The organism is Marinobacterium weihaiense, assembly GCF_019061305.1.
Taxonomy (GTDB): Bacteria; Pseudomonadota; Gammaproteobacteria; order Pseudomonadales; family Balneatricaceae; genus Marinobacterium; species Marinobacterium weihaiense.
Genome location: NZ_JAHQZT010000001.1, coordinates 348,328 through 370,952, shown reverse-complemented (window position 1 = coordinate 370,952; position 22,625 = coordinate 348,328). Strand labels below are relative to the sequence as shown.

Annotated in this window: 20 protein-coding genes; 13 read left to right on the top strand and 7 right to left on the bottom strand. The window is 57.5% G+C overall.

From position 1 onward, the window contains the following. Positions 1 to 105 precede the first annotated feature (105 nt). From KTN04_RS01765 to paaE, 6 genes are all read left to right on the top strand, one after another. Complete coding sequence (locus KTN04_RS01765) at positions 106 to 870, top strand: metallophosphoesterase (RefSeq protein ID WP_217333485.1); 765 nt, start codon at positions 106 to 108, stop codon at positions 868 to 870. A 265-nt stretch (positions 871 to 1,135) separates the two neighbouring features. After that, complete coding sequence (gene paaA, locus KTN04_RS01760) at positions 1,136 to 2,077, top strand: 1,2-phenylacetyl-CoA epoxidase subunit PaaA (RefSeq protein ID WP_254262285.1); 942 nt, start codon at positions 1,136 to 1,138, stop codon at positions 2,075 to 2,077. A 14-nt stretch (positions 2,078 to 2,091) separates the two neighbouring features. Further along, positions 2,092 to 2,385, top strand: coding sequence for a 1,2-phenylacetyl-CoA epoxidase subunit PaaB (gene paaB / locus KTN04_RS01755; RefSeq protein ID WP_217333483.1), 294 nt, complete (start codon positions 2,092 to 2,094; stop codon positions 2,383 to 2,385). A gap of 34 nt (positions 2,386 to 2,419) precedes the next feature. Further along, complete coding sequence (paaC, locus tag KTN04_RS01750; protein WP_217333482.1) at positions 2,420 to 3,184, top strand: 1,2-phenylacetyl-CoA epoxidase subunit PaaC; 765 nt, start codon at positions 2,420 to 2,422, stop codon at positions 3,182 to 3,184. A gap of 26 nt (positions 3,185 to 3,210) precedes the next feature. Then, positions 3,211 to 3,750 carry a 1,2-phenylacetyl-CoA epoxidase subunit PaaD gene (gene paaD / locus KTN04_RS01745; RefSeq protein ID WP_217333481.1) on the top strand — a complete coding sequence of 180 codons (540 nt, stop codon included), beginning with the start codon at positions 3,211 to 3,213 and terminating at the stop codon, positions 3,748 to 3,750. Positions 3,751 to 3,759: 9 nt separating this feature from the next. Further along, a complete protein-coding gene (gene paaE / locus KTN04_RS01740; protein WP_217333480.1) occupies positions 3,760 to 4,860 on the top strand; it encodes a 1,2-phenylacetyl-CoA epoxidase subunit PaaE in 1,101 nt (366 codons plus the stop codon). A 61-nt stretch (positions 4,861 to 4,921) separates the two neighbouring features. On the opposite strand, the gene KTN04_RS01735 is transcribed toward paaE, so the two are convergent. After that, the gene (locus KTN04_RS01735) at positions 4,922 to 5,509 is read right to left on the bottom strand and encodes a peptidylprolyl isomerase (protein ID WP_217333479.1); all 588 of its coding nucleotides are present in this window, start codon (positions 5,507 to 5,509) and stop codon (positions 4,922 to 4,924) included. A 182-nt stretch (positions 5,510 to 5,691) separates the two neighbouring features. Here KTN04_RS01735 and KTN04_RS01730 point away from each other — a divergent pair, with 182 nt between their 5' ends. The 7 genes from KTN04_RS01730 to KTN04_RS01700 all read left to right on the top strand — a co-directional run bounded on the left by KTN04_RS01730 (position 5,692) and on the right by KTN04_RS01700 (position 13,961). Beyond that, a complete protein-coding gene (locus KTN04_RS01730; RefSeq protein WP_217333478.1) occupies positions 5,692 to 6,456 on the top strand; it encodes an EAL domain-containing protein in 765 nt (254 codons plus the stop codon). A gap of 96 nt (positions 6,457 to 6,552) precedes the next feature. Then, entirely contained in the window at positions 6,553 to 7,161 is a 609-nt protein-coding gene (locus tag KTN04_RS01725) for a TetR/AcrR family transcriptional regulator (RefSeq protein WP_217333477.1), read from the top strand. Continuing rightward, entirely contained in the window at positions 7,154 to 10,630 is a 3,477-nt protein-coding gene (locus KTN04_RS01720; RefSeq protein WP_217333476.1) for an acyl-[ACP]--phospholipid O-acyltransferase, read from the top strand. Before KTN04_RS01725 ends, KTN04_RS01720 begins: the two co-directional genes overlap by 8 nt. Before the next feature lie 55 nt (positions 10,631 to 10,685). Then, a complete protein-coding gene (apbC, locus tag KTN04_RS01715; RefSeq protein ID WP_217333475.1) occupies positions 10,686 to 11,783 on the top strand; it encodes an iron-sulfur cluster carrier protein ApbC in 1,098 nt (365 codons plus the stop codon). Positions 11,784 to 11,909: 126 nt separating this feature from the next. Then, positions 11,910 to 12,476: a dCTP deaminase gene (gene dcd / locus KTN04_RS01710; RefSeq protein ID WP_217333474.1), complete on the top strand. Its 567-nt coding sequence runs from the start codon at positions 11,910 to 11,912 to the stop codon at positions 12,474 to 12,476. A gap of 21 nt (positions 12,477 to 12,497) precedes the next feature. Beyond that, positions 12,498 to 13,145 carry a hypothetical protein gene (locus tag KTN04_RS01705; protein WP_217333473.1) on the top strand — a complete coding sequence of 216 codons (648 nt, stop codon included), beginning with the start codon at positions 12,498 to 12,500 and terminating at the stop codon, positions 13,143 to 13,145. 24 nt (positions 13,146 to 13,169) lie between these two features. Continuing rightward, positions 13,170 to 13,961, top strand: coding sequence for a hypothetical protein (locus tag KTN04_RS01700; RefSeq protein WP_217333472.1), 792 nt, complete (start codon positions 13,170 to 13,172; stop codon positions 13,959 to 13,961). Between the two features lie 64 nt (positions 13,962 to 14,025). On the opposite strand, the gene KTN04_RS01695 is transcribed toward KTN04_RS01700, so the two are convergent. From KTN04_RS01695 to KTN04_RS01670, 6 genes are all read right to left on the bottom strand, one after another. Next, positions 14,026 to 15,327 (bottom strand): TolC family outer membrane protein, encoded by a 1,302-nt coding sequence (locus KTN04_RS01695; RefSeq protein ID WP_254262284.1) that lies wholly within the window; start codon positions 15,325 to 15,327, stop codon positions 14,026 to 14,028. A 21-nt stretch (positions 15,328 to 15,348) separates the two neighbouring features. Continuing rightward, the gene (locus KTN04_RS01690; protein WP_217333470.1) at positions 15,349 to 18,405 is read right to left on the bottom strand and encodes an efflux RND transporter permease subunit; all 3,057 of its coding nucleotides are present in this window, start codon (positions 18,403 to 18,405) and stop codon (positions 15,349 to 15,351) included. Next, entirely contained in the window at positions 18,402 to 19,457 is a 1,056-nt protein-coding gene (locus tag KTN04_RS01685; RefSeq protein WP_217333469.1) for an efflux RND transporter periplasmic adaptor subunit, read from the bottom strand. Before KTN04_RS01685 ends, KTN04_RS01690 begins: the two co-directional genes overlap by 4 nt. Positions 19,458 to 19,466: 9 nt before the next feature. Then, on the bottom strand, positions 19,467 to 20,084 hold the full coding sequence (locus tag KTN04_RS01680) for a TetR/AcrR family transcriptional regulator (RefSeq protein WP_217333468.1): 618 nt from the start codon (positions 20,082 to 20,084) through the stop codon (positions 19,467 to 19,469). Positions 20,085 to 20,146: 62 nt separating this feature from the next. Next, a complete protein-coding gene (locus KTN04_RS01675; protein WP_217333467.1) occupies positions 20,147 to 21,331 on the bottom strand; it encodes a GGDEF domain-containing protein in 1,185 nt (394 codons plus the stop codon). 58 nt (positions 21,332 to 21,389) lie between these two features. Next, a complete protein-coding gene (locus tag KTN04_RS01670; RefSeq protein WP_217333466.1) occupies positions 21,390 to 22,577 on the bottom strand; it encodes a pyridoxal phosphate-dependent aminotransferase in 1,188 nt (395 codons plus the stop codon). Between the last annotated feature and the right edge of the window lie 48 nt (positions 22,578 to 22,625).

The following is a 22,625-nucleotide window of genomic DNA, read 5'->3' as shown; positions in this document are numbered from 1 at the left end:
ACTACAATCCATGATGAAGATCATGACGGTGCCCGAATGGTGGAATGCCAGACCTACTATTATCAAGGTGTGAGCTGGCCGAAACGCGCAGTAAAGGAGTTATCAGTGACAGTAGTGCAACGAATAGAGCCGAATGCGTCAGGACGTGATTTTGTCGTGGGTGACATTCATGGCTGGCTGGGGCCGCTGCAGTCCGAACTGGATGCTGTCTGCTTTGATACCCGGCGAGATCGCCTATTTTCAGTTGGAGACCTGATTAACCGGGGGCCTGATTCGGCAGCCTGCCTGGAATTGCTGCGTGAACCCTGGTTTTTTGCCGTGCGCGGCAATCATGAACAGATCCTGTTCGATTGGCTGAGTGATTCTGACAGTATCAGTGTGGATGATTGGATGCGTTATGGCGGACGTGCCTGGTTGGGAGAAGGGCCGGAACATTTCTTTGCGCGTCATGCTGACCTGCGTTGCTGGTGTGAGCGGCTGTCACGTGAGCTGCCCTGGGTGATTGAGCTGGAGCTGCCTGATGGGCGTCTGCTGCTGATTTCACACAGTACCCTGCCGCAGGGGGATTGGCCGGATCTACGTGAGCGTTTGCCCAAAGAAATGTCGCTGCGAGATGAAATTCTGTGGCAGCGTCCGGTTCGCGTGCCGGGGTTCGAGCGTTGGATTGGTGGCGTGGACCTTTGTGTGCATGGACATGTGGTGGTGCCGGGTGTTGGGCGATGCGGTAACGGCGTGTATGTCGATACGGGGGCGGCTCTGTTCGATGTGCGCTATAGAAGCCGTGGCAAGACAGCCCGTCCCAGAATTACCGCGATCGAGGTGGGTGAGCTGTTTCATGTGCCGCCATTGTCTCGCCAAGTAGATGCGTAACCGGCGCATCATCGGTTGACCGAAATGGTCATTGATCTAAGTGATACATTTATTGAAAATTTTTTTGTAATTTGTGTATCATTAATCGAAAGAGATGGTGTACATTTAATCTATCGCATGCTGGTGAGCGTATCTTGTGGTATCGCGTTCAGGCAGGGGTCCCATCAATGCAGTCCCCTTTGGCGCGATACAGAAAACCACTATGACTTACAAGAATAAGTTACACAGTGCGAAAGAACGAAACATAAGATCGGAGAGCAGAACGATGACGCCCGAAGAACAGAATTTCATGCGTAAAATCGAAGCGGAAGAGAAGATTGAGCCCAAGGACTGGATGCCGGAAGCCTATCGCAAGAATCTGATTCGCCAGATCTCCCAGCATGCTCACTCTGAAGTGATCGGCATGCAGCCGGAAGGTAACTGGATCACCCGCGCGCCTTCACTGCGCCGCAAGGCGGTATTGCTGTCCAAGGTGCAGGATGAAGCCGGCCATGGCTTGTACCTGTACAGCGCAGCGGAAACCTTGGGTATTTCTCGCTCTGAAATGATCGAGCAACTGCAGACGGGCAAGGCCAAGTATTCGTCCATCTTCAACTACCCGACTCTCACCTGGGCGGATGTTGCGGCCATCGGCTGGTTGGTGGATGGTGCGGCCATCGTCAACCAGGTATCCCTGCAGCGTACATCCTACGGCCCGTACTCGCGCGGCATGATCCGCATCTGCAAGGAAGAGAGCTTCCATCAGCGTCAGGGCTATGAAGCCATGCTGGCACTGGCCAAAGGCTCCCCGGAACAGAAGGCCATGGCTCAGGACGCACTGAACCGCTTCTACTGGCCGGCGCTGATGATGTTTGGTCCGCACGACTCCGAGTCGGCTCATTCCCAGAAATCCATGGAATGGAAGATCAAGCGCGAGACCAACGACGACCTGCGCCAGAAGTTCATCGATCAGACCGTCAAGCAGATCGAAGTACTGGGTCTGGAGCATCCGGACCAGAACCTGAAGTGGAACGAAGAGCGTGGCCACTATGACAGCAGCGACCTGAACTGGGATGAGTTCTGGAGCGTGATCAACGGCAACGGTCACTGTAACCGTCAGCGCATCGAACACCATGTGGCCGCTCACGAAGAAGGTGAGTGGGTCCGTGACGCCATTGCGGCATACAACGAAAAGAAACGCGCCAAGCAAGCGCAAAATGCGGCGTAAAGAGGATATCCGAGATGACAAAGCCAACTGAAAAACTGGAACTGTTTGAAGTGTTTGTGCGCTCCAAGCGCGGTCTGGATCACAAGCACGTCGGAAGCCTGCACGCCGAAGATCACGAGCAGGCGCTGGAATATGCCCGCGACTGCTATACCCGTCGCAGTGAAGGCGTCAGCCTGTGGGTCGTCAAGTCCAGCGATATCGTCGCCTCTCAGGAAGACGATGCCGACTGCTTCTACGATCCGAACGACGACAAGCCGTATCGCCACGCGACTTATTACGTGCTGCCTGAACCCGTCAACAACATGTAATTGTGTTTAACGGGACAGATTGAGGAGACAAGTAATGAGTGATGCAATCAAAGCGGCAACGCTGGAATACGCGACCCGCCTGGGTGACGACTCGGTTGTGCTGGGTCACCGGATCTCCGAGTGGGTCAGCTACGGTCCTTTCCTGGAAGAAGATATCGCCTACGGTAACGTGGCGCTGGACTACATCGGCCGTGCGCGCATGTTCTACACCTATGCTGCCGAGCTGGCCGATGATGGCCGTACCGAAGATGACTTCGCCTATATGCGCAGCGACCGTGACTATCGCAACCTGCTGCTGATGGAAATGCCCAAGGGCGACTTTGCCTACTCGCAGGTGCGTCAGCTGTTTGCCGATGTGTACTACACGGTCATGCTGCCGGAACTGCTGCAGTCCAAGGATGAAACCCTGTCCGCCATCGCGGCCAAGGCCATCAAGGAAACCAAGTATCACCTGCGTCGCAGTCGCGAGTGGGTGATGCGTCTGGGTGACGGTACCGAAGAGAGCCACAAGCGCACGCAGAAAGCGGTCGACGCCCTGTGGGGCTTCACCCATGAGCTGTTCGACATGGATGAAACCGAGCAGATGCTGGCGGATGCCGGTATCGGTGTCGATGTCTCCAAGCTGCGTGATACCTGGCTCAAGATGGTCAGCGACATCCTGACTGAAGCCACCTTGACCGTGCCGGAAGACGACTGGGCCGTGCGTGGCGGCCGGACCGGCTACCATACCGAGCACCTGGGTCACATGCTGACCGAGATGCAGATTGTGCACCGCTCTTACCCGGGTTGTCAGTGGTAAGTGCAGGCGTTCGCGGGAGATAACACATGAACGAAATATCACTGATGCCGGAAGAGCAGTACCGCCGTCTGCAGCAGCGCAACGCGGCTGACGTCAAGGATCTCTGGGACCTGCTCGACCAGGTCAAGGACCCTGAAGTCCCCGTGCTGAGCATCTGGGATCTGGGGATATTGCGTGATGTGGAACGTGATGGTGACCACATTGTGGTCACCATCACCCCCACGTACTCGGGCTGTCCGGCCATGAACACCATTACCGACGACGTTATCGCGGCGCTCAAGGCGTCCGGCTACGACCAGGTCGAGGTCAAGACCAAGCTGTCACCGGCCTGGAGTTCGGAGTGGATGTCGCCGGATGGACGGCGCAAGCTACGCAATTACGGCATAGCGCCGCCGGAAGACGCCGAGCTGGATGACGATGGCCTGACGCCGGATGCGCATGCCCAGTGCCCGCATTGCAGCTCACGCAATACCCGCCGGATTAGCGAGTTTGGCTCCACCGCCTGCAAGGCACTGTTCCAGTGCAACGACTGCAACGAGCCGTTTGACTACTTTAAAAAAATATAAGGTGAAGCGATGTCTGACACCAATTTCTACACGCTGAAGATTGCCGATGTGCAGCCGGAGACCGACTCGGCCATTAGCGTGACCTTTGCTGTTCCTGAAGAACTGACCGAGAAATTCAAGTTTATCCAGGGCCAGTTTCTGACCCTGCGCGCCATGATTGATGGAGAAGACGTGCGTCGTTCTTACTCCATCTGCTCTGGCGTAACCGATGGTCACATGCGTGTCGGCATCAAGCGTGTGGATGGTGGCCGTTTTTCCAACTACGCCAACGATCACTTCAAGCCGGGCATGGATATCGAAGTCATGCCGCCGCAGGGCAGCTTCTACACTGAGCTGAGCGCGAACAATGCCAAGAACTATATGTGCATTGCGGCCGGTTCCGGTATTACGCCGATGATCTCTATCATGAAGTCGGTGCTGGACATCGAGCCCAACAGCCGGGTGACCTTGATCTACGGCAACCAGCGTTCCAACACCGTGATGTTCAAGGACGAGCTGAACTTCGTCAAGAACCGTTACATGGATCGCTTCCAGTGGATCAACATCATGGACTATGAAGACCAGGGTGCCGATCTGCTGAATGGCCGTATCGATAACAAAAAGGGCTACGCGCTGCAGAAGGCGGGCCTGATCGATATCAAGAACACTGATGAAGCCTTCATCTGTGGTCCTGAAGCGATGATGACTGAGGTCTCGCGCGGTTTCCGCATGGAAGGCCTGAGTGACGAGCAGATCCATTACGAACTCTTTGCCAGCTCCTCTGCGGATGCTGAAGCGACTCTGGCCAAAGCCCAGGCACGCGTGGCTCAGTACGGCGAAGAGAAGATGAGCAAGGTGACCGTCGTGGCTGATGGCCGCTCGGTGATGTTCGATCTGGCGACAGTCGGTCAGAACATCCTTGATGCTGGTATCGAAGTGGGCATGGACCTACCGTACTCGTGCAAGGGCGGTGTTTGCTCCACCTGCAAGTGCAAGCTGATCAAGGGTGAAGTGGAGATGGACATCTCCCACGGCCTGGAGCCACACGAAATCGAAGCCGGTTACGTGCTCAGCTGTCAGGCGCACCCGATCACCAATGAGGTGGTGCTGGACTTCGACCAGCGTAACTGATGATTACCTGATCCAACAAAAGCCCTGCATTGCAGGGCTTTTTTGTATCGGTTGGCGCGGCTTATTCCGCTGCAGGCGCAGGGGTGATAACGCGGGCGCTTTCAATAATGACCGGGTCGACCGGAACGTCGCGATGGCGCCCCTTGCGGGTGGTTTGCACGCGGTTGATTGCATCGACCACATCCATGCCTTCAGTGACCTCGCCGAACACGGTATAGCCGGGGCGGCCTGGCATGCCGTCAAGGCGACGGTTATCAGATGTATTGATGAAAAACTGAGCGGTGGCACTGTCCGGGTCGCGGGTGCGGGCCATGGCGATGGTGCCGCGACGGTTGCTCAGGCCGTTGTCAGACTCGTTCTGTACAGGAGTCCCTGTCTCCAATTGCTGCATCTCGGGCGTAAAACCGCCACCTTGAATCATGAAGCCGGGAATCACGCGGTGAAAGATGACGCCGTCATAGTGGTTGCTTTCAACATATTGAAGAAAGTTTTCAACACTGGCGGGGGCTTGTGCCGGATTCAGGGTCAGTTCGATGCTGCCCAAAGTGGTATTGAGGCTTACAATCGCTGCTGCTGCGTCAGGTGTTTCGGCATGTGCGAGGAGGGGGCTCATACTGAGCGTGAGGGCCGCCAGCAGGGGCTTGATCATGTTGTATACTCCTTGAATGTTGCAAAAAGAGGCTGCAGTGCCAGGCTATAAGTGTGTTAATCTGGAGACAATCATTCTGCGTATGGCTGCTTTTGCAGAGTGTGGTCGCGTATGACTGTACCGAGCGACTAAACTGATCACCATCTTAACCTGTCTTTTGTTCATCAGGCCTGGAGTTTTATATGTCGGATCTTATCGAACACAGTATGCCTGTCGGTTGTGCCGGTTGTAGCATCTGTCTGGATTTCGATTTTACCTTTGCGTTTCAACCCATCGTTGATGTGGAATCCGGCTGTATCTTTGGCTATGAGGCACTGGTGCGCGGGATCGAAGGGCAGGGGGCTGGTGAAGTGCTGTCGCGGGTCAATGAAGAAAACCGCTACGCCTTTGACCAGGCCTGTCGTGTAAAGGCGATCACATTGGCAGCACGGTTGGGGCTTGAGCAGGTCCTGAGCATCAATTTCCTGCCCAACGCGGTATATTCCCCGGAGCATTGTATCCGCAGTACCTTGGCCGCAGCCCGGGAGTATGATTTTCCGGCTGAGCGCATTATGTTCGAAATCACCGAGTCGGAACAGGTGCATGATACCAAGCACCTGACGCGCATTTTCGAGCATTACCGCGCTCAAGGGTTCGTGACCGCACTGGATGATTTTGGTGCCGGCCATGCTGGTCTTAATCTGCTGGCCGGTTTTCAGCCCAGCATACTGAAGCTTGATATGGAGCTTGTTCGTGATATTCACGTTCTTCCGGTCAAGCAGATCATTGTTGAAGGGCTGTTGGATATCTGTCAGCGTCTGGAGATTACCCAGCTGGCTGAGGGCATCGAAACCCGGGAGGAGATGGCATATTTTCGTGCGAAAGGTGTGCGCCTGATGCAGGGCTACTATTTTGCCAAGCCAGGGTTCGAAAGCCTGCCAACCGTCGTGGAAACGCTGTACCTCTAGTATACTGAACGCTGTTCAAAATCACCTTGACTCCTTGCCGGCACCTCTCTATATTTTTCGGCATTAATTGAACAGTGTTCAAAAAGGAGGGCAGGCATGGCGCGTCGTAACGATCATACCCGTGAAGAGCTGAGAGAAATGGCACTGGCCAGTGCCGAGCGCATCATCGCACAGGAAGGGTTGGCAGGCCTGAGCACTCGCAAGGTCGCAACGGCTATCGGCTATTCGGTGGGTGCACTATATACCCTGTTCAGTAACCTGGATGACCTGTGCTGGCAGTTGAATGAACGCACGCTGTCCTGCCTGATGGCGGCTATCAAGGAGGTGGATGAAACCGACCCGGTAGCTTGCCTTCAGGGTTGTGCCCGGATCTATCAGGCATTTGCCGAACAGTACCCCGAACGCTGGCGGCTGCTGTTCGAGCACCGCTCCAACACGGATAATCCGCTGCCTGACCAACTGAGTACCCGTATTGGCGGGCTGTTTGAACACATCGATGGCTGCCTTGCGCGCTTGTATCCCCGGATTGATCGGCATGAGCGTCAGTTGCGCAGCCGTATCCTGTGGAGCGGCATCCATGGCCTGACGCAACTGGAACACAGCAACAAGCTGTTTTTGCCTGATGCAATGACGGCTGAAGACATTCGCATTCATCTGATCGATAGCCTGCTGGCAGGCTGGGACAAGGAGTCACATCATGCTTGAATTGCTCAGGTTGCGAGGCTTTGTGGCCTTCGTGGCCATTGCCTTCATCAATGCCTTCGTGGATTTGGGGCACAAGATCACGATTCAAAATACCCTGTTCAAGGTGTATGACGGCGATACCCAGATTCTGCTCACCGCCGTGGTTAACGGCCTGATCCTGCTGCCGTTCATCCTGCTGTTTACACCGGCTGGATTTTTATCCGACAAGTACCCCAAGCACCGCGTCATGCGTGTTTCGGCCTGGGTAGCCGTTGCAGTAACGCTGGCCATTACCGGCTGTTACTACCTGGGATGGTTTATTCCGGCGTTTGCACTTACATTCGTATTGGCCTTGCAAAGTGCACTCTATTCACCGGCCAAGTACGGTTTCATTCGCGAGCTGGTGGGTAACGAACGCCTGAGCGAGGGCAATGGCTGGATTCAGGCGACCACCATGGTGGCGATTCTGGGCGGCATTGTGGCGTTCTCGGCGCTGTTCGAATGGCGTGTAGCCGGCCTGGAAAGCATGACAACAACCGGTATCCTGACCGAAGTGGCGCCGTTGGGCTGGCTGTTGGTAGGCGGTGCACTGATCGAGCTGGTGCTGGCCTATCGCTTGCCCGCGTTGAGCACAACCGACTGCACTCAGCACTTCGACATGCAGGATTACCTCACCGGGCGTAGCCTCAAGCGCAACCTGCGAGCACTGGGGGAGCCACGCGTTATCCTGCTGTCCATCATTGGCTTGACCCTGTTCTGGTCGGTCAGCCAGGTGATGCTGGCCGTGTTTCCGGCCTACGCCGAAGCGCATTTGCAGCAGAATAATACCTTCGTGATTCAAAGCGTGATGGCCATGGCGGGCATCGGTATTCTGCTGGGGTCGGTGCTGGCGGCTCGGTTGTCGCGTCATTTCATCAATGCCGGGCTGATTCCCCTCGGTGCCGTGGGGGTGGCGGCCGGTCTGCTCATGCTGCCGACGCTGGATTCCATCTGGCTCAGTGCTGTTGCCTTTCTGCTGATCGGCGTCAGCGGTGCATTGATGACCATACCGCTCAACGCGCTGATTCAGTTCAACGCCCCCGAAGTGCGCTTGGGGCGTGTGCTGGCGGGCAACAATTTCGTGCAGAATCTCGGCATGCTGGCCTTCCTGATCCTGACCGTCGGCAGTGCTCTGGTATCGATTCCGTCTCTGAATCTGCTCTGGTTGCTCGGTGCCGTCGGTGTGGCCGGTGCGTGCTTTGCGGTCCTGGTGCTGCCCCAGGCACTGATTCGTCTGCTGGTGTCGGCGCTGGTTCGACGCCGCTACAACCTCAAGGTGCAGGGCTTTGAGCATCTGCCGGCCAGTGGTGAAGGCGTGCTCCTGCTGGGTAACCATATCAGCTGGCTGGACTGGGCCATGGTCCAAATGGCCTGCCCGCGCCATATCCATTTTGTCATGGAACGTTCCATTTACGAACGCTGGTATCTACGCTGGTTTCTGGATCTCTATGGTGTCATTCCGATCTCCACCGGTGGTAGCCGCAGTGCCATGAAACAGGTGCGTCAGTTGCTGGCCGACGGCAAGGTGGTCTGTCTCTTCCCTGAAGGTGCCATCAGCTACAGTGGGCAGCTGGGTGAATTCAAGCGCGGCTTCGAACGTATCGCACAGGTTGGTGAGGATGAAACCTTGCCGGCAGTCCGTATCGTACCGTTCTATCTGCGCGGACTGTGGGGCAGCCGTTTCTCTCGCTCCAGCGAACGCCTGCAGGCCATTGCCAGTCAGGGGATTCGTCGTGACGTCATTGTCTCCTTCGGCACGCCGCTGCCACTGGAATCTCGTGCCGAAGCGGTCAAGCAGGCGGTGGTCGAGCTGTCGGTACGGGCCTGGAACGAATACACCGACACTCTGGAAACCCTGCCGGCGGCCTTCATCCGCACCGCCAAGAGTGCGCCGACGGACTGGGCCTTGACCGACCTGAATGGTCCGGTGCTGAATCACCGTCGTCTGCTGACCGCCAGCATCCTGTTCAGCCGTCGTTTGAAGCGTCTGCAAGGGCAGAATCTGGGCATGCTGTTGCCGACGGCGGCCGGGGGGGCGATTGCCAACATGGCGGCGCTGATGGCAGGCAAAACGGTGGTTAATCTCAATTACACGGCACCTGAATCGGCCTTGATCAGTGCCTTGGAACAGGCGGGCGTGAAGACCCTGGTGACTTCGGAGCGCTTCCTGAAAAAGCTGGAGCAGCGCGGCGTGCAGCTCGAGGAGTTGCTGTCCCGGGTAACGGTGGTCAAGCTGGAAGCGGTCAAGGAAGGTATTGGCAAGACCGAATCAGTCCTGACGCTGATGCAGTCGGTGTTGCTGCCGCGGCCGGTGTTGCAGTGGCTCTATGCCGGCAAGGGCGGGCTTGATGATACAGCGGCCATTCTGTTTTCATCCGGCAGTGAAGGTGCACCCAAGGGGGTGATGTTGAGTCATCGCAATATGATGGCCAACCTGAAACAGATTTCGGCGGTGCTGAACGTTCAAAACGATGACTGCATTCTGGCGACGTTGCCGCTGTTTCATGCCTTCGGTCTGACGGTTACCTGCATGCTGCCGCTGGTGGAAGGCATTCCACTGGTGTGCCACCCCGACCCCATGGATGCGGCCAATATCGGCAAGGCGGCGGCGCGTTACCGAGCCACGATTCTGTGCGGCACCAGCACCTTCCTGGGCATTTACATGCGCAACAAGCGTCTGCATCCGCTGATGTTCGACAGCTTACGCGTGGTGGTGGCCGGTGCCGAGAAACTCTCGCCTACTATCAAGACCGGTTTTGAAGCACGTTTCAAGGTGCCGGTGCTGGAAGGCTATGGCTGTACCGAGACCACGCCGGTGGCCGGTGTGAATCTGCCGGACTACCTGGATACCCGCTTCTGGAACGTACAGGTGGGTGAGCGTCAGGGCACGGTGGGCATGGCACTGCCGGGTTCCATGTTCCGCATCGTCGATCCAGATACGCTTGAGCCGCTGCCGATCGGAGAAGATGGCCTGATTCTGCTCGGGGGCAGCCAGATCATGAAGGGGTATCTGAACAACCCTGAAAAAACCGCTGAAGTGGTTGTCGAACAGGATGGGTTGCGCTGGTACAAGACCGGTGACAAGGGCCACCTGGATGAGGACGGCTTCCTGACCATCGTGGACCGATATTCCCGCTTTGCCAAAGTGGGCGGTGAAATGCTGTCGCTGTCCGCTGTGGAAACGGCGCTGGGGCGTGGTCTTGGCTATGAGGAGCAGCGTCTGGCCGCCGTCGCGGTGCCGGATGACAAGAAGGGCGAGCGGATCGTGCTACTGGTCGAGGAAGATGCGGAAGACGTGCAGTCCCGGCTGCGCAAGGCGGATGTGCCGGCACTGTACCGCCCCGCTCAGGTGATAAAGGTCGAACAGATTCCGGTGTTGGGCAGTGGCAAGACTGACCTGGCGGCTGCAAAACGGCTGGCGCTGGATCTGGTTGGGGAAACTGGGGCATAATGTCCCAGTAATCCAGTTGGTTATTATTGCCGTCACAGGCAATGAAGGAGGCTCAGTGACAGCGTTATCCCGAGAGCAGGTTGAAACGGCCCTGGCGGCCTATATCGACCCGGATCTGAAGCAATCACTGCCGGCGGCCGGTGCCGTGCAGGCCGTCGAAGTCAGCGAGACCGGCATTGAACTGCGCATTCAGTGCAAGCACGCCTGCGCCACGCGCCACGCTGACATCAAGCAGGCGCTGAAAGATGCGCTGGCACCGCTGGCTGAAGGGCGAGCCATCAGTTTGGTGATCGAGCAGCAGATCGATGCGCACCCCAGCCCCAAAAAGCTTTCCGGATTGGCCGGGGTCAAGAACATCATCGCTGTTGCTTCCGGCAAGGGCGGGGTCGGCAAGTCGACCACCACGGTCAACCTGGCGCTGGCACTGGCGGCCGAGGGTGCCCGTGTTGGCATACTGGATGCCGATATTTACGGCCCCAGCCAAGGCATGATGCTGGGGGTATTGGAAGGCGAGCGACCGGAAACCGCAGAAGAAAAATACTTTCGTCCGATCGAACGACACGGTATTCAATCCATGTCGATGAGCTATCTGGTGGACGAAAACACGCCCATGGTCTGGCGTGGCCCCATGGTCAGTGGTGCCATGCAGCAATTGCTGAACCAAACGCTGTGGCAGGATCTGGATTACCTGTTGATCGACATGCCGCCCGGCACCGGTGACATCCAGTTGACATTGGCGCAGCGTGTGCCGGTCAGTGCAGCGGTTGTAGTCACCACGCCTCAGGATATCGCATTGCTGGATGCCAAAAAGGGTATCGAGATGTTCCGCAAGGTTGATATCCCCGTGCTGGGTGTAGTGGAGAATATGAGCGTGCACATCTGCAGTCAATGCGGCCATGAAGAGGCGCTGTTCGGCGCCGGGGGTGGCGAGCGCATCGCGGATGATTATCACACCGAACTGCTGGGTCAGTTGCCGCTGGCGCTGGCGATTCGGGAGCAGACGGATGCCGGTCGGCCAACGGTGATTGCCGAGCCGGACAGCGCCCATGCTGAACGCTATAGAGCGATTGCCCGGCGTGTCAGCGCGGCCCTGGCAGAAAAATGTGCAACCGGCGGGAACTCCATACCCAACATTGCGGTCGAATTGGATTAGTACAGCGAGATGATATTTCCGCCCCGGCCCTTGGTCGGGGCGGTTTTTTTTGTGCAAAACGGTTAGAATGCGCTGTTACGTTGCTGAACTGTTTTCAGGACTGTTTTTTCAGGTAGATAGAGTGTTATGGGTATAAAGTCAGATCGCTGGATTCGTCGCATGGCGGATGAGCATGGAATGATCGAGCCGTTCGAGCCCGGTCAGGTACGTCGGGCCAACGATCAGCCGATCGTGTCATACGGAACGTCCAGTTACGGATACGATGTGCGTTGTGCGGACGAATTCAAGATTTTCACCAACATTAACTCGTCCATCGTTGATCCCAAGCACTTCGACCCGGACAGCTTTGTCGATGTGAAATCTGATGTCTGCATCATTCCGCCCAACTCCTTTGCTCTGGCGCGTACCGTCGAATACTTCCGTATTCCGCGTGATGTGCTGACCATCTGCCTGGGTAAAAGCACCTATGCACGCTGTGGCATCATCGTGAACGTCACACCGTTGGAACCCGAGTGGGAGGGCCACGTGACGCTGGAGTTCTCCAACACGACGCCACTGCCTGCGCGCATTTATGCCCATGAGGGTGTGGCACAGATGCTGTTTTTGGGTGCGGATGACGTCTGCGAAACTTCCTATCGTGACCGCAACGGCAAATACCAGGGACAGACCGGTGTTGTTGTTCCGCGAACCTGATACTTTTGATACTGGGTGGGCATGAATTTCAAACCTGATCTGAAACGGATCGAGGCGTTCTGGCAACAGATCGAACGTACTCTCGACCAACTGCTGCAAAGCCAGCAGGAGATGCACTTTGACGCCGAGGGCCTGCTGACGACCTATCGTGACAGTCTGCAGAAAATCGACCGCAACCTGACGTTTCATTTCGAACGGGAGCACGAAGAAGGCCCGGTCGAGATGATCTTCGGCTGTGACGGCTATCCTGAATCCATCCATGCCGTGCTTAGCGTGGTGGGGGCTGCGCCGGAGCTGAGCGGAATTTCCTTCAGGGCTTTCAACCACCGCTACGATCCGATTCCCTCTTGTGTGAACTTGGGCGAAGAGCTGTGCGACATTGAAGAGTTCTGGTGTTCATTGCGAGTGATCAACGGCAAGATGCAACTGGCCGTGTACCTGCAGGATGCGCCCAAGATTCTGGAAATGGACCCGCGCGTTGAAGCGGTGATGATTTTTCTGGATGCGCTGATTGGCGAGTACGAGTTGATGACGCGTGTTTGGGCGCTGGACTGGTGTGAGCTGCCGCAGGATCCAATCGACTTCGGTTTGATCCCGTTGCAGCAACTGCGTGTCGCCTTCGATCAAATGAAAGACGACGTGAAGCCGGTCGGCATTACGATTCACTGAACCGCCGTGACTGAAGAGGCCGATATGAGTCAGCGTTTGGCAGAAATGATGGATCAGCTGCGCCAGGAATACGTGCGCGTGATGCAGGACACCGGTCAGCATGAACCGTATATCACGGCTCACCGGGTGTGTCAGCAGAAACTCAACCTCCCCCCGAGGGCACTGGCGGAGCTGATTGCTGATGATCCGAAGCTGCTGTCGGCACGTGCCAGCCAGCTGGTGGAAGACCCGGCCGAGGTGGATAATCCCAGCGTCGGCGTTATCGTCACCAGTAATATCTGTGCGGCCGCTCTGGAGGGGCTATTGGCAGTTGCAGTCAACCGTGAATGGCTGGAGGTCGATAGTGAGGATCGCATTCTCGTGGATGCTTGGGAGCTGGATAACGTCCCGGCCGTGAAAAGCATTGATTACAGCGATGTAGAAGGGGGCCCCGATCTGTCCGGTGGCACCAGCCAGCTGAGCGTGCTGTTCAACGCGGCTGAAAAAGCCTACCTGAAGCAGCTGTCTGAGGCAGCCCATGATGCTTACCAATTGGCCCTGCAGGTGTCGTCCGATTATGTGGTGTTTGCACCGAATGATCTGGCGCCGCTGATTGTCGAAAATCCGCTGCTGCTGGGGCTGAGGGCCGACGATCTGGTGGACGAGGAGCTGTTCGAGGGCGATCCGCCCGCAGGCCTGATCATCAGTGCCCACCTGACCGAAATGCTGCTGCAGCAGTTGCTGGAGCTGGCACAGGAACAGGGCGCTTTGGCCATGGATGGTTCGGGCCAGTTGATTGTTCCGGATTCGGACGAGGACAGCCCGACCCTGCATTGAACCCCGTTTCGATCAGGATATGAAAAAAGGCCGGTGAATCAGCTCACCGGCCTTTTTTTGTGGCTCAGGCGCTGGCGTCCAGCCATTCGTCCAGTGCCAGCAGATCATCCGGGCTCAGGGTACCCAGCTGCAGCTTGAACTGGAACAGGGTTGAGACATGGTTGAAGCGAGCTGTCGCATAGTCGAGGCGGGCCTGGTACAGGGCCTGCTCCGCCTGCAACACATCTACCACGTTGCGGGTGCCGACGTTGAAGCCTTCTTCGGTGGCACGCAGGGCGGTTTCGCGTGACTTGATGCTTTGCAGTCGCGCCTTCACACTTTGTACGCTGGTCTGCAGATCGCGCAGCAGCGAGCGTGTCTGCTCGGTGACAGCACGGTACTGGTCTTCGCGGTTGTACTGAGCGGCATAGAGTCCCTGTTCGGCTTCACGTACGCGTGAACTGGTGCCGCCACCTGAGAACAACGGTACGCTCAGGGTCAGCGCAACCTGACTGTTGTCATCCCACTGCCCGGTCGTGGGCTGAAATTCGTTTTCGCTGTAACCGTAGGCCGCTTCCAGATTCACCTTGGGGTGGTGGCCCGAACGGGCAATCTGGGTATCGCGGCGGCTGGTTTCCACCCCCAGTTCGCTGAGTTTCAGGGCCAGGTTGCCGCTGCGCGCCTTTTCCAGCCAGGCGGCCGGATCGGCAGGTGACAGGGCTTCGATGGGGTAATCCTCGCGCAGGGGATCAACCTGCTCCAGCGACTCGCCGGCCAGGCGCTCCAGGGCTTCATAGCTGTTGGCCAGAGCTCCTTCTGCGTCAATGCGCTGCACCACCGCATTGTCGAATGACGCCTGGGCTTCCTGGACATCTGTAATAGCAATCAGGCCGACGTCGAACTGGGCGTTGACCTGGTCTAGACGACGCTTCAGGGCGCGCTCCTGGGCCTGGGCGGTTTCCAGTGCGCTCATGGCGTTGAGCACGCCCAGATAGGCATTGACCGAGCGCTGAATCAGCTGCTGTTGCGCCAAGTCGAACTGCAGTCGAGCCTGTTCGCTGATCACCTTACTCTTCTGGAAGGTGAACCATTTGGTGGTATCAAACACCGGCTGTACCAGTGATACCTGCCAGGCTCGGTCCTTGGCCGACTGGTCCAGCGCGCCACTGTCCGTGTGGGTGTAGCTGGCACCGGCATTGATCTGTGGCAGCAGTCCGGCACGGCCCTGGGGGACAGCTTCCTGCCCTGCCAGATAAGTCGCTTCAGCAGCTTTGAGCTGAGGATCGTTGTCCAGTGCCAGCTGATACAGATCAGCCAGAGCACCTGCATGTGCGCCGGTGCTGGCCAGAGAGCCGGCCAACAGCAGTGGAATGAGTTGTTGCTTCATTTTTTTCACGTGCGTGCTTCCTTATCGGTATGCAGGATCAGGCTCGACCTGACGGAAGTTGCGTTTACCAAAGTAACTATAGACGGTGGGGATGACGAACAGTGTCAGCAGAGTGCCGAACAGCATGCCTCCCACGATAACCCAGCCGATCTGCTGACGTGACTCGGCACCGGCACCAAAGGCCATGGCCAGGGGGAGGGCGCCCAGCACGGTTGCGCCGGTCGTCATCAGAATCGGGCGCAGTCGCAGTGCGGATGCTTCGACAATGGCATCGGCCAGTGCCGTGCCGCGATCCTGCAACTGGTTGGCAAACTCGATAATGAGGATGCCATGCTTGGTGACCAGGCCGACCAGTGTGATCAGACCGATCTGGCTGTAAATACTCAGCGAGCCGCCACTGTAGTGCAGTGCCAGCAGGGCGCCCGCCAGTGCCGGCGGCACCGACAGCATGATAATCAGCGGATTCTTGAAACTCTCGAACTGGGCTGCCAGCACCAGAAAGATGAAGATCAGCGCCAGTCCAAAGGTCATCTGCAGGGTGTTGCTGGATTCCTTGAATTCGCGTGACTGGCCGGCATAGTCGTAGAGCGCATCCGGTGCAATATCCTGCAGGCTGCTTTCCATGAAGGCCAGTGCTTCACCCAGGCTGTATCCCGGTGCCAGCATGGCCTGAATCTTGACGGCCTTGAGCTTGTCGAAATGGTTCAGTTCCTTGGCGGTGATGCTTTCTTCCACACGCACCAGGTTGGCGAGCTGGATCATGTCACCGGCGTCACCCCGTACATAGGCATGGGTCAGGTCTGCGGGGGTTTGGCGATACCGGTCTTCGACCTGCAGTATGACGTCATACTGCTCGCCCTGCTGCTTGTAGCGAGTCAGTTCGCGGCCGGCCATGAAGGTTTCCAGGCTGCGGCCAATGGTGTTGACGTTGATGCCGACATCCGAAACCTTGTCACGGTCCAATGTGACCACCAGCTCCGGCTTGTTCAGTTTCAGGTCGGTATCCGGCTGGGCCAGCCCCGGGTTCTGCGCCATCCTGGCGAGCATCTGATCAGTGATGATCGCCAGCTGCTCATAATCGGCCGTGGTCTTGATGATGAACTCCACCGGTCGTGAAATGATGCTCTGGCCCAGTGACGGCGGATTCATGGCAAAGCTCATGTTGCCGGTTACGCCGCCGTACAGCTGTGGAGTGAGGCTTTCGGTGATGGCCTGCTGCTTGCGCTCGCGGTCGTCCCAGTCCTGCAGGCGCAGGAAGGTCAGTGAGTTGGTCTCGCTGGGGAAGCCGACAACACCGAAATAGTACATGCCTTCAGGTACCTGGCCGACGATGGACTCCACTTGGCGTGCATAACGGTCGACGTAATCCACCGAGGAGCCTTCGGGTGAGATGGAAAAGGTCATGATGGTGCCCCTGTCCTCGACCGGTGCCAGTTCCTGAGGGAGTTGCTGATAGAAATAGGCGGCTCCGGCTGCACTAACCCCCAGCAGACCTACCGCCAGCAGGCGCGAGCGCAGGACTCGGCTCAGCAGGCACTGATAGGCAGCGCTGATGGTGTTGAGACCGTTTTCAATCAGGTTGAACAGGGCGCTGTGGCGCTTCTCGTGGTGCAGCAGGCGGGAGCTGAGCATGGGCGAGAGCGACAATGCAATGAAGGTCGACACCACAACCGACCCCGCCAGTGTCAGCGCGAACTCGGTGAATAGCTTGCCGGTACGGCCGGTGGAAAAAGCCACCGGGACAAAGACCGCTACTAGAGTGGCAGTGGTCGCGATGACTGCAAAGCCGATCTCTCGTGCCCCCTTGAAGGCGGCCTGAATCGGGTCCAGCCCGGCTTCCACGTGGCGGTAGATGTTTTCCAGCATGACGATGGCATCGTCTACCACCAGGCCGATGGCCAGTACCAGTGCCAGCAGGGTCAGGGTATTGATCGAGAAGCCCAGCAGCGACATCATGGCAAAGGCGCCGATCAAGGACAGTGGTATGGTCAGGACCGGTATCAGCGTGGCCTTGAGGTTGCGCAGGAAGAAGAAAATCACCAGCACCACCAGCGCCCCGGCCTGCCAGAGCGTGGTAAACACCGAGTCAATGGATTCCTCGATGAATAGCGATGAATCGTAGCCGATTTGGGCGTGCATCCCTTCGGGCAGGTTCTGATCAATTTGTTCAAGCATCTCGCGTACGCCGGCCGATACGTCCAGCGGGTTGGCGGTTGACTGCTTGATGACCCCTAGGGCCACGGCATTGTCGCCGTTAAAACGTGCGGTATTGCGTTCGGAAGCCGGCGCAATCTCGACACGGGCGATGTCGCTTACGCGCACCGGGTAACCGTTGTCGTTACGGATGATAACGCGCTCGAACTCCTCGACCGTGTTCAGGTCGGTCTGTGCCAGTACAGTGAATTCGCGGTCACGGCTCTCGATACGGCCGGCCGGAATCTCGACGTTCTGGGCACTGAGGGCGGCTTCGATATCGCCGGGCACGATGCGATAGGCGGCCATCTTCTGTGGGTCCAGCCAGATGCGCATGGCATAGCGACGCTCACCAACAATCATCACGCTGGCTACGCCGGGTACGGTCTGCAGCGGGTCCTTGACGCGGTTTTCGGCGTAATCTGTCACTTCCATGGTGGTGTGGGTGTCCGACGAAAGCGCAATCCAGATGATCGGTTGGGCATCCGCTTCGGACTTGGCGACCACGGGTTCCTCGATATCATCCGGTAGCTGGCCGCGCACACGCCCAACCCGGTCACGCACCTCACTGGCCGCATCGTCCGGGTCACGCTCGAGTCTGAAGGTGACGGAAATCTGGCTTTTTTCCGAGCGGCTGATCGAGCTGATGAAATCAATGCCCTCGATGCCGGACAGTGAATCCTCGATGATCTTGGTGACCTGGGATTCGATGATGGACGCGCTGGCGCCGGGGTAGACCGTTTCGACCGATACCACGGGTACGTCGATCTTGGGATATTCGCGCACGCTGAGGCGGTCATAGGCGATCAGGCCGACCAGTAGGACCAGCAGGCTCATCACGGTCGCGAGAACCGGGCGCTTGATGCTGATGTCGGACAGTATCATGCGTCGGCGTCCTCGTCCGGTGCATCAGCAAAGACCGGTGTGACAGGCATGCCCGGGCGCAGTTTCAGGTGTCCGGCCGTGACGACTACGGCGCCGGGAGCGAGCCCCGACAGAATCTGAACCTCGCCGAAGCGGCGCAGGCCGGTGGTGACCGGGGTCAGCTCGGCCTGGTTGTCGGCATTCAGCTGCATGACCAGTGTCTGATTGCCCTGCAGGATCAGGGCTTGCTCTGGCACGACCAGCGCCTGTTCATGACGCGCGGTTTCAACCTGAATGCGTGCAAAGAGCCCCGGGCGCAGAACGCCATCGGGGTTGGGGACACGTGCGCGCACCCGGATGTTGTGGCTGGTCGGGTTGGCGCTTGGGGCAATGGCATAGATCTCACCGGCGAATGCATCAGCGCCCAGGGCATCAATGATCAGCGACAGGGGCTGACCGGTTTGCAATTGTTGCAGGTGGCGTTCGGGAATGCTGAATTCGACCTTGAGTGTCGACAGGTCGGTCAGTTCGACCAGCGGCTGGCCAGAGGTAACAAAATCGCCGGGGCTGACCTGGCGTAGCCCGAGTGTGCCGGAGAAAGGAGCGCGTACCGTCATTTTATCGAGCTGGGTCTGGGCCAGAGCGACCTCAGCCTGGTCGACACGCAGTTGCGCAAGGCGGGTGTCATGTTCGGTACGTGAGCCGACTCGCTTTTCCAACAGGCTTGAGGCGCGCTGGTACTCCAGCTCGCTCAGCCGCGCGCGTGCGCGTGCCTGTGCGAGGGCGGCGTCGTAAAGTGCGCTGTCAAGTTGGAACAGCGGTGTGCCGGCTTCAATTTTCTGCCCTTCTGAGAACAGAATGTCACTGACGCGGCCATTCTGCTCGGGGCTGACCATCACGGCTTCATTGGCCTGAAGCACACCAACAGCGTTGAGCTGTTCGGTCAATGAGGCGGAAGTGACGGTGATGACTTCGGCGGGCAAGCCGGCGGGTTGCGATGGCTCTGACGTCTCGGCCTGCACAGGCATGGCAGTCAGTGAGCAAAGCAGTAGAAGTACAAGGTTCCTTTTCATGCGTTTCTCTTAGGGAGTGGGGGAATCAGGTTGTGGTGGCAGTAGACGATGCCAGAGCATATCGACGGCTTGGTACAGCGGCTCACGGTTGTTCTCGGTTTTCATACGCAGCAGTGCGCCCTGCCAATAATCCCAGAGCAGCCAAGCCAACTGTTCGGGCTTGAGGTCAGTGCGTACGCTGCCTTCCTCCTGGCACAGGCGCATGTCCTCGGTAATGGCATGGATGACGCGCTGAATGGCATTGCGAATGGCATCACGAAAAGCCTGTGATGCCAGCGCCATCTCGCCGGACAGGTTGGCCAAGAGGCAGCCGATGCGTTCATGGCTCATGCTGAACTCTTCAATCAGCTTATGCATCATGCGTTCGAGCTTGGCGGCATGGCTCCCCTCCAGCTGAGCAAACTCACTGTTCCAGCGGTCAATTTCCAGCGGGTGATAGTGCTCGATAACCTCGATGGCGAAATGCTCTTTGCCGCCAAAGTAGTTGTAAAAAGACCCGCGTGAAACACCACAGGCATCCAGAATCATGCTAAGGCTGGTGCCGTGATAGCCGTGCAGCTGGAACAGGGTGTTACCAATTTCCAGCAGTTCTTCACGGCTGTGTGTGGGAGGCCTGCCTCTGCTCATGTAATTAAACCGTTCATTCCAGAAAGGGCGCATTGTGCCTTAGTGGAATGAACGGTTCAATATTAAGGCGACAACTTTCCGTTACCCGACTGCTTGGCCTGCTGCAGGCGGGAATTGGCAATCAGCAAAAGGTCATCACCGCTGCCGTTGGCCTCACTTAGCTTGGCTATGCCTGCGCTGGCATGAAATGCTGTACCCAATTGCTCAGCCATGCTGCGATTAAGCTGATCAAGACGTTTCAGCAGGGAGTTGGCCTGCTTGCCAACCGGCATTAACAGTACGAATTCGTCACCACCCAAACGGAAAAGTCGATCGTCCGGTCGGCACAGATGCTGCAGCTTGTCAGCAAATGTGCAGAGCACGCGGTCACCTGTCTGTTGCCCGCGCTCATTGTTGATACGCGAGAGGTTATCGATATCGATCAGTGCCAACAGTTGGTCACCGGTTGGATACTGGTGCTCTGATGCGGTCAAGGCATGGTCCAGTGCGTCCCGTTGTGGCAGGCGTGTCAGTGAGTCAGACTGAAAAATTGCTTGTTCGGGTTTGGTGGCTTCACTGGGCAGCCAGCTGCCCACTAGGTCAGCACACAGCTGCATCACGTGAATGCTATCGGCCAGATTGGCGGGGGGGGATTGATGCCACATGGCCAGGTGTCCCCTGGCAATGCCCTTTGCGTCATCGATGCGTTGAGCGAGCCATACGCCGCATCCGGGCAGGAGAGGGTCTTCAGTAGGGAGCTCCCAGGCAGCAATTTGGGTCGGGCTGGCATCAGCCACATATAGTGACTTGGCAAGGCTGACATCCTGCTCCAGGGTGCGTGGCGGCTGTTGTTGGCCGTTTTGCCAATGGCCCACGAGGCTGAATTGGCTGTCACTGAGGCGCGTACAGGCGGCGCAGGCGTCCCACTCCAGCACTTCACACAGAATTTGGGGCAGTACGAAAAACGGGTTGTTTCCCGTCTGAAGCAGGGGGATCAGGGCCTGCAGCAGGCGGCGCTGCTGGTGAGCCGCACGGTGGCCACTGGCAATCACCAGAGTGTGGTCGGCAGCGGTCAGGCGCTCAAACAGAGTGCCGTTGCACACCAGTAGATCATCATCAGTTGTGTTGCCCCAGGATTGAAGCTTGTCTTGCTCCTGCAAAGGCAATTGTTTAAAGGCATCATTGCTCCATCGAAAATCATTGTCTTTCAAAAGCAGGGCGGGAGCGGAGGTTGATGCCAGCAACTCGGTGAGGGCTCGGGTTTTCATGGCACAGGTATCGGATGGGGTAAAAGAAAACGCCCCGGGAGGACCGGGGCGTATGGGATCACTTTTCCAGGGCAGTCTTGATGCGGCTGATGGCCGACTCAAGTACATTCATGCTGGTGGCAAAGGAGAGGCGCATGTTGCCGGGAGCGCCAAACGCGGAGCCGGGTACCAGTGCCACACCGGCTTCCTGCAGCAGGAATTCGGCCAGTGCAATGTCATTCTCGAATTCGGGGCGCGAGTCGATCACGGCCTGGAAGCTCGGGAATGCATAAAAAGTACCGTCGGCCTCAATGCAGTCCACGCCTTCGATTTCATTCAGGGACGAAACCACGAAGTTGTGACGCTGCTTGAATGCGCTAACCATCATCTCAACGCAGTCCTGTGGGCCGTCAAGTGCGGCTTGTGCTGCAACCTGAGCAATGGAGTTCGGGTTGGAGGTACTCTGTGACTGGATCTTCTTCATCGCACCGATAAGCTTGGCAGGGCCTGCGGCATAGCCGATACGCCAGCCGGTCATGGAGTAGGCCTTGGAAACACCATTCAGCACGACAGTACGGTCATACAGTTCAGGGCAGGCGTTCAAAATGTTGCAGAACGGCTTGTCGGTGAACAATATGTGTTCATACATGTCATCGGTCGCGACCAGTATGTTCGGGTGCTGTTTCAGTACATCGCCCAGCGCCCGCAGCTCTTCCAGTGTATAGGCTACGCCGGACGGGTTGGAGGGGCTGTTCAGAACCACCATGCGGGTCTTGTCGGTGATCGCTTCTTCCAGCTGTGCCGGCGTTATCTTGAAGCGCTGCTCCTGAGTGGTGGTAATGATGACCGGCTTGCCTTCGGCAACCAGTACCATATCCGGGTAGGACACCCAGTACGGTGCCGGAATGACCACTTCGTCACCCGGGTTGAGCAGGGCCAGAGACATGTTGAAGAAGCTCTGCTTGCCGCCGCTGGAGACCAGAATCTGGTTGGCTTCGTACTTGAAACCGTTCTCGCGCTCGAACTTGTTGATGATCGCCTGTTTCAGCGCGGGCGTACCGTCAACGGCGGTGTATTTGGTGAAGCCATCCTGAATGGCCTTGGTGGCAGCGGCCTTGATGTGCTCCGGCGTATCGAAATCCGGTTCGCCGGCACCCAGGCCAATGATATCGTTGCCCGCGGCACGAAGTTCGGCGGCACGGTTAGTGACGGCCAGTGTCGGGGAAGGTTTGATGCTGTTCACGCGGTTGGAAAGTTGCACGTCCAAGCCTCGGTCCTCTCTATAATCGGTGCAAGGTATCCATCAATGCATATA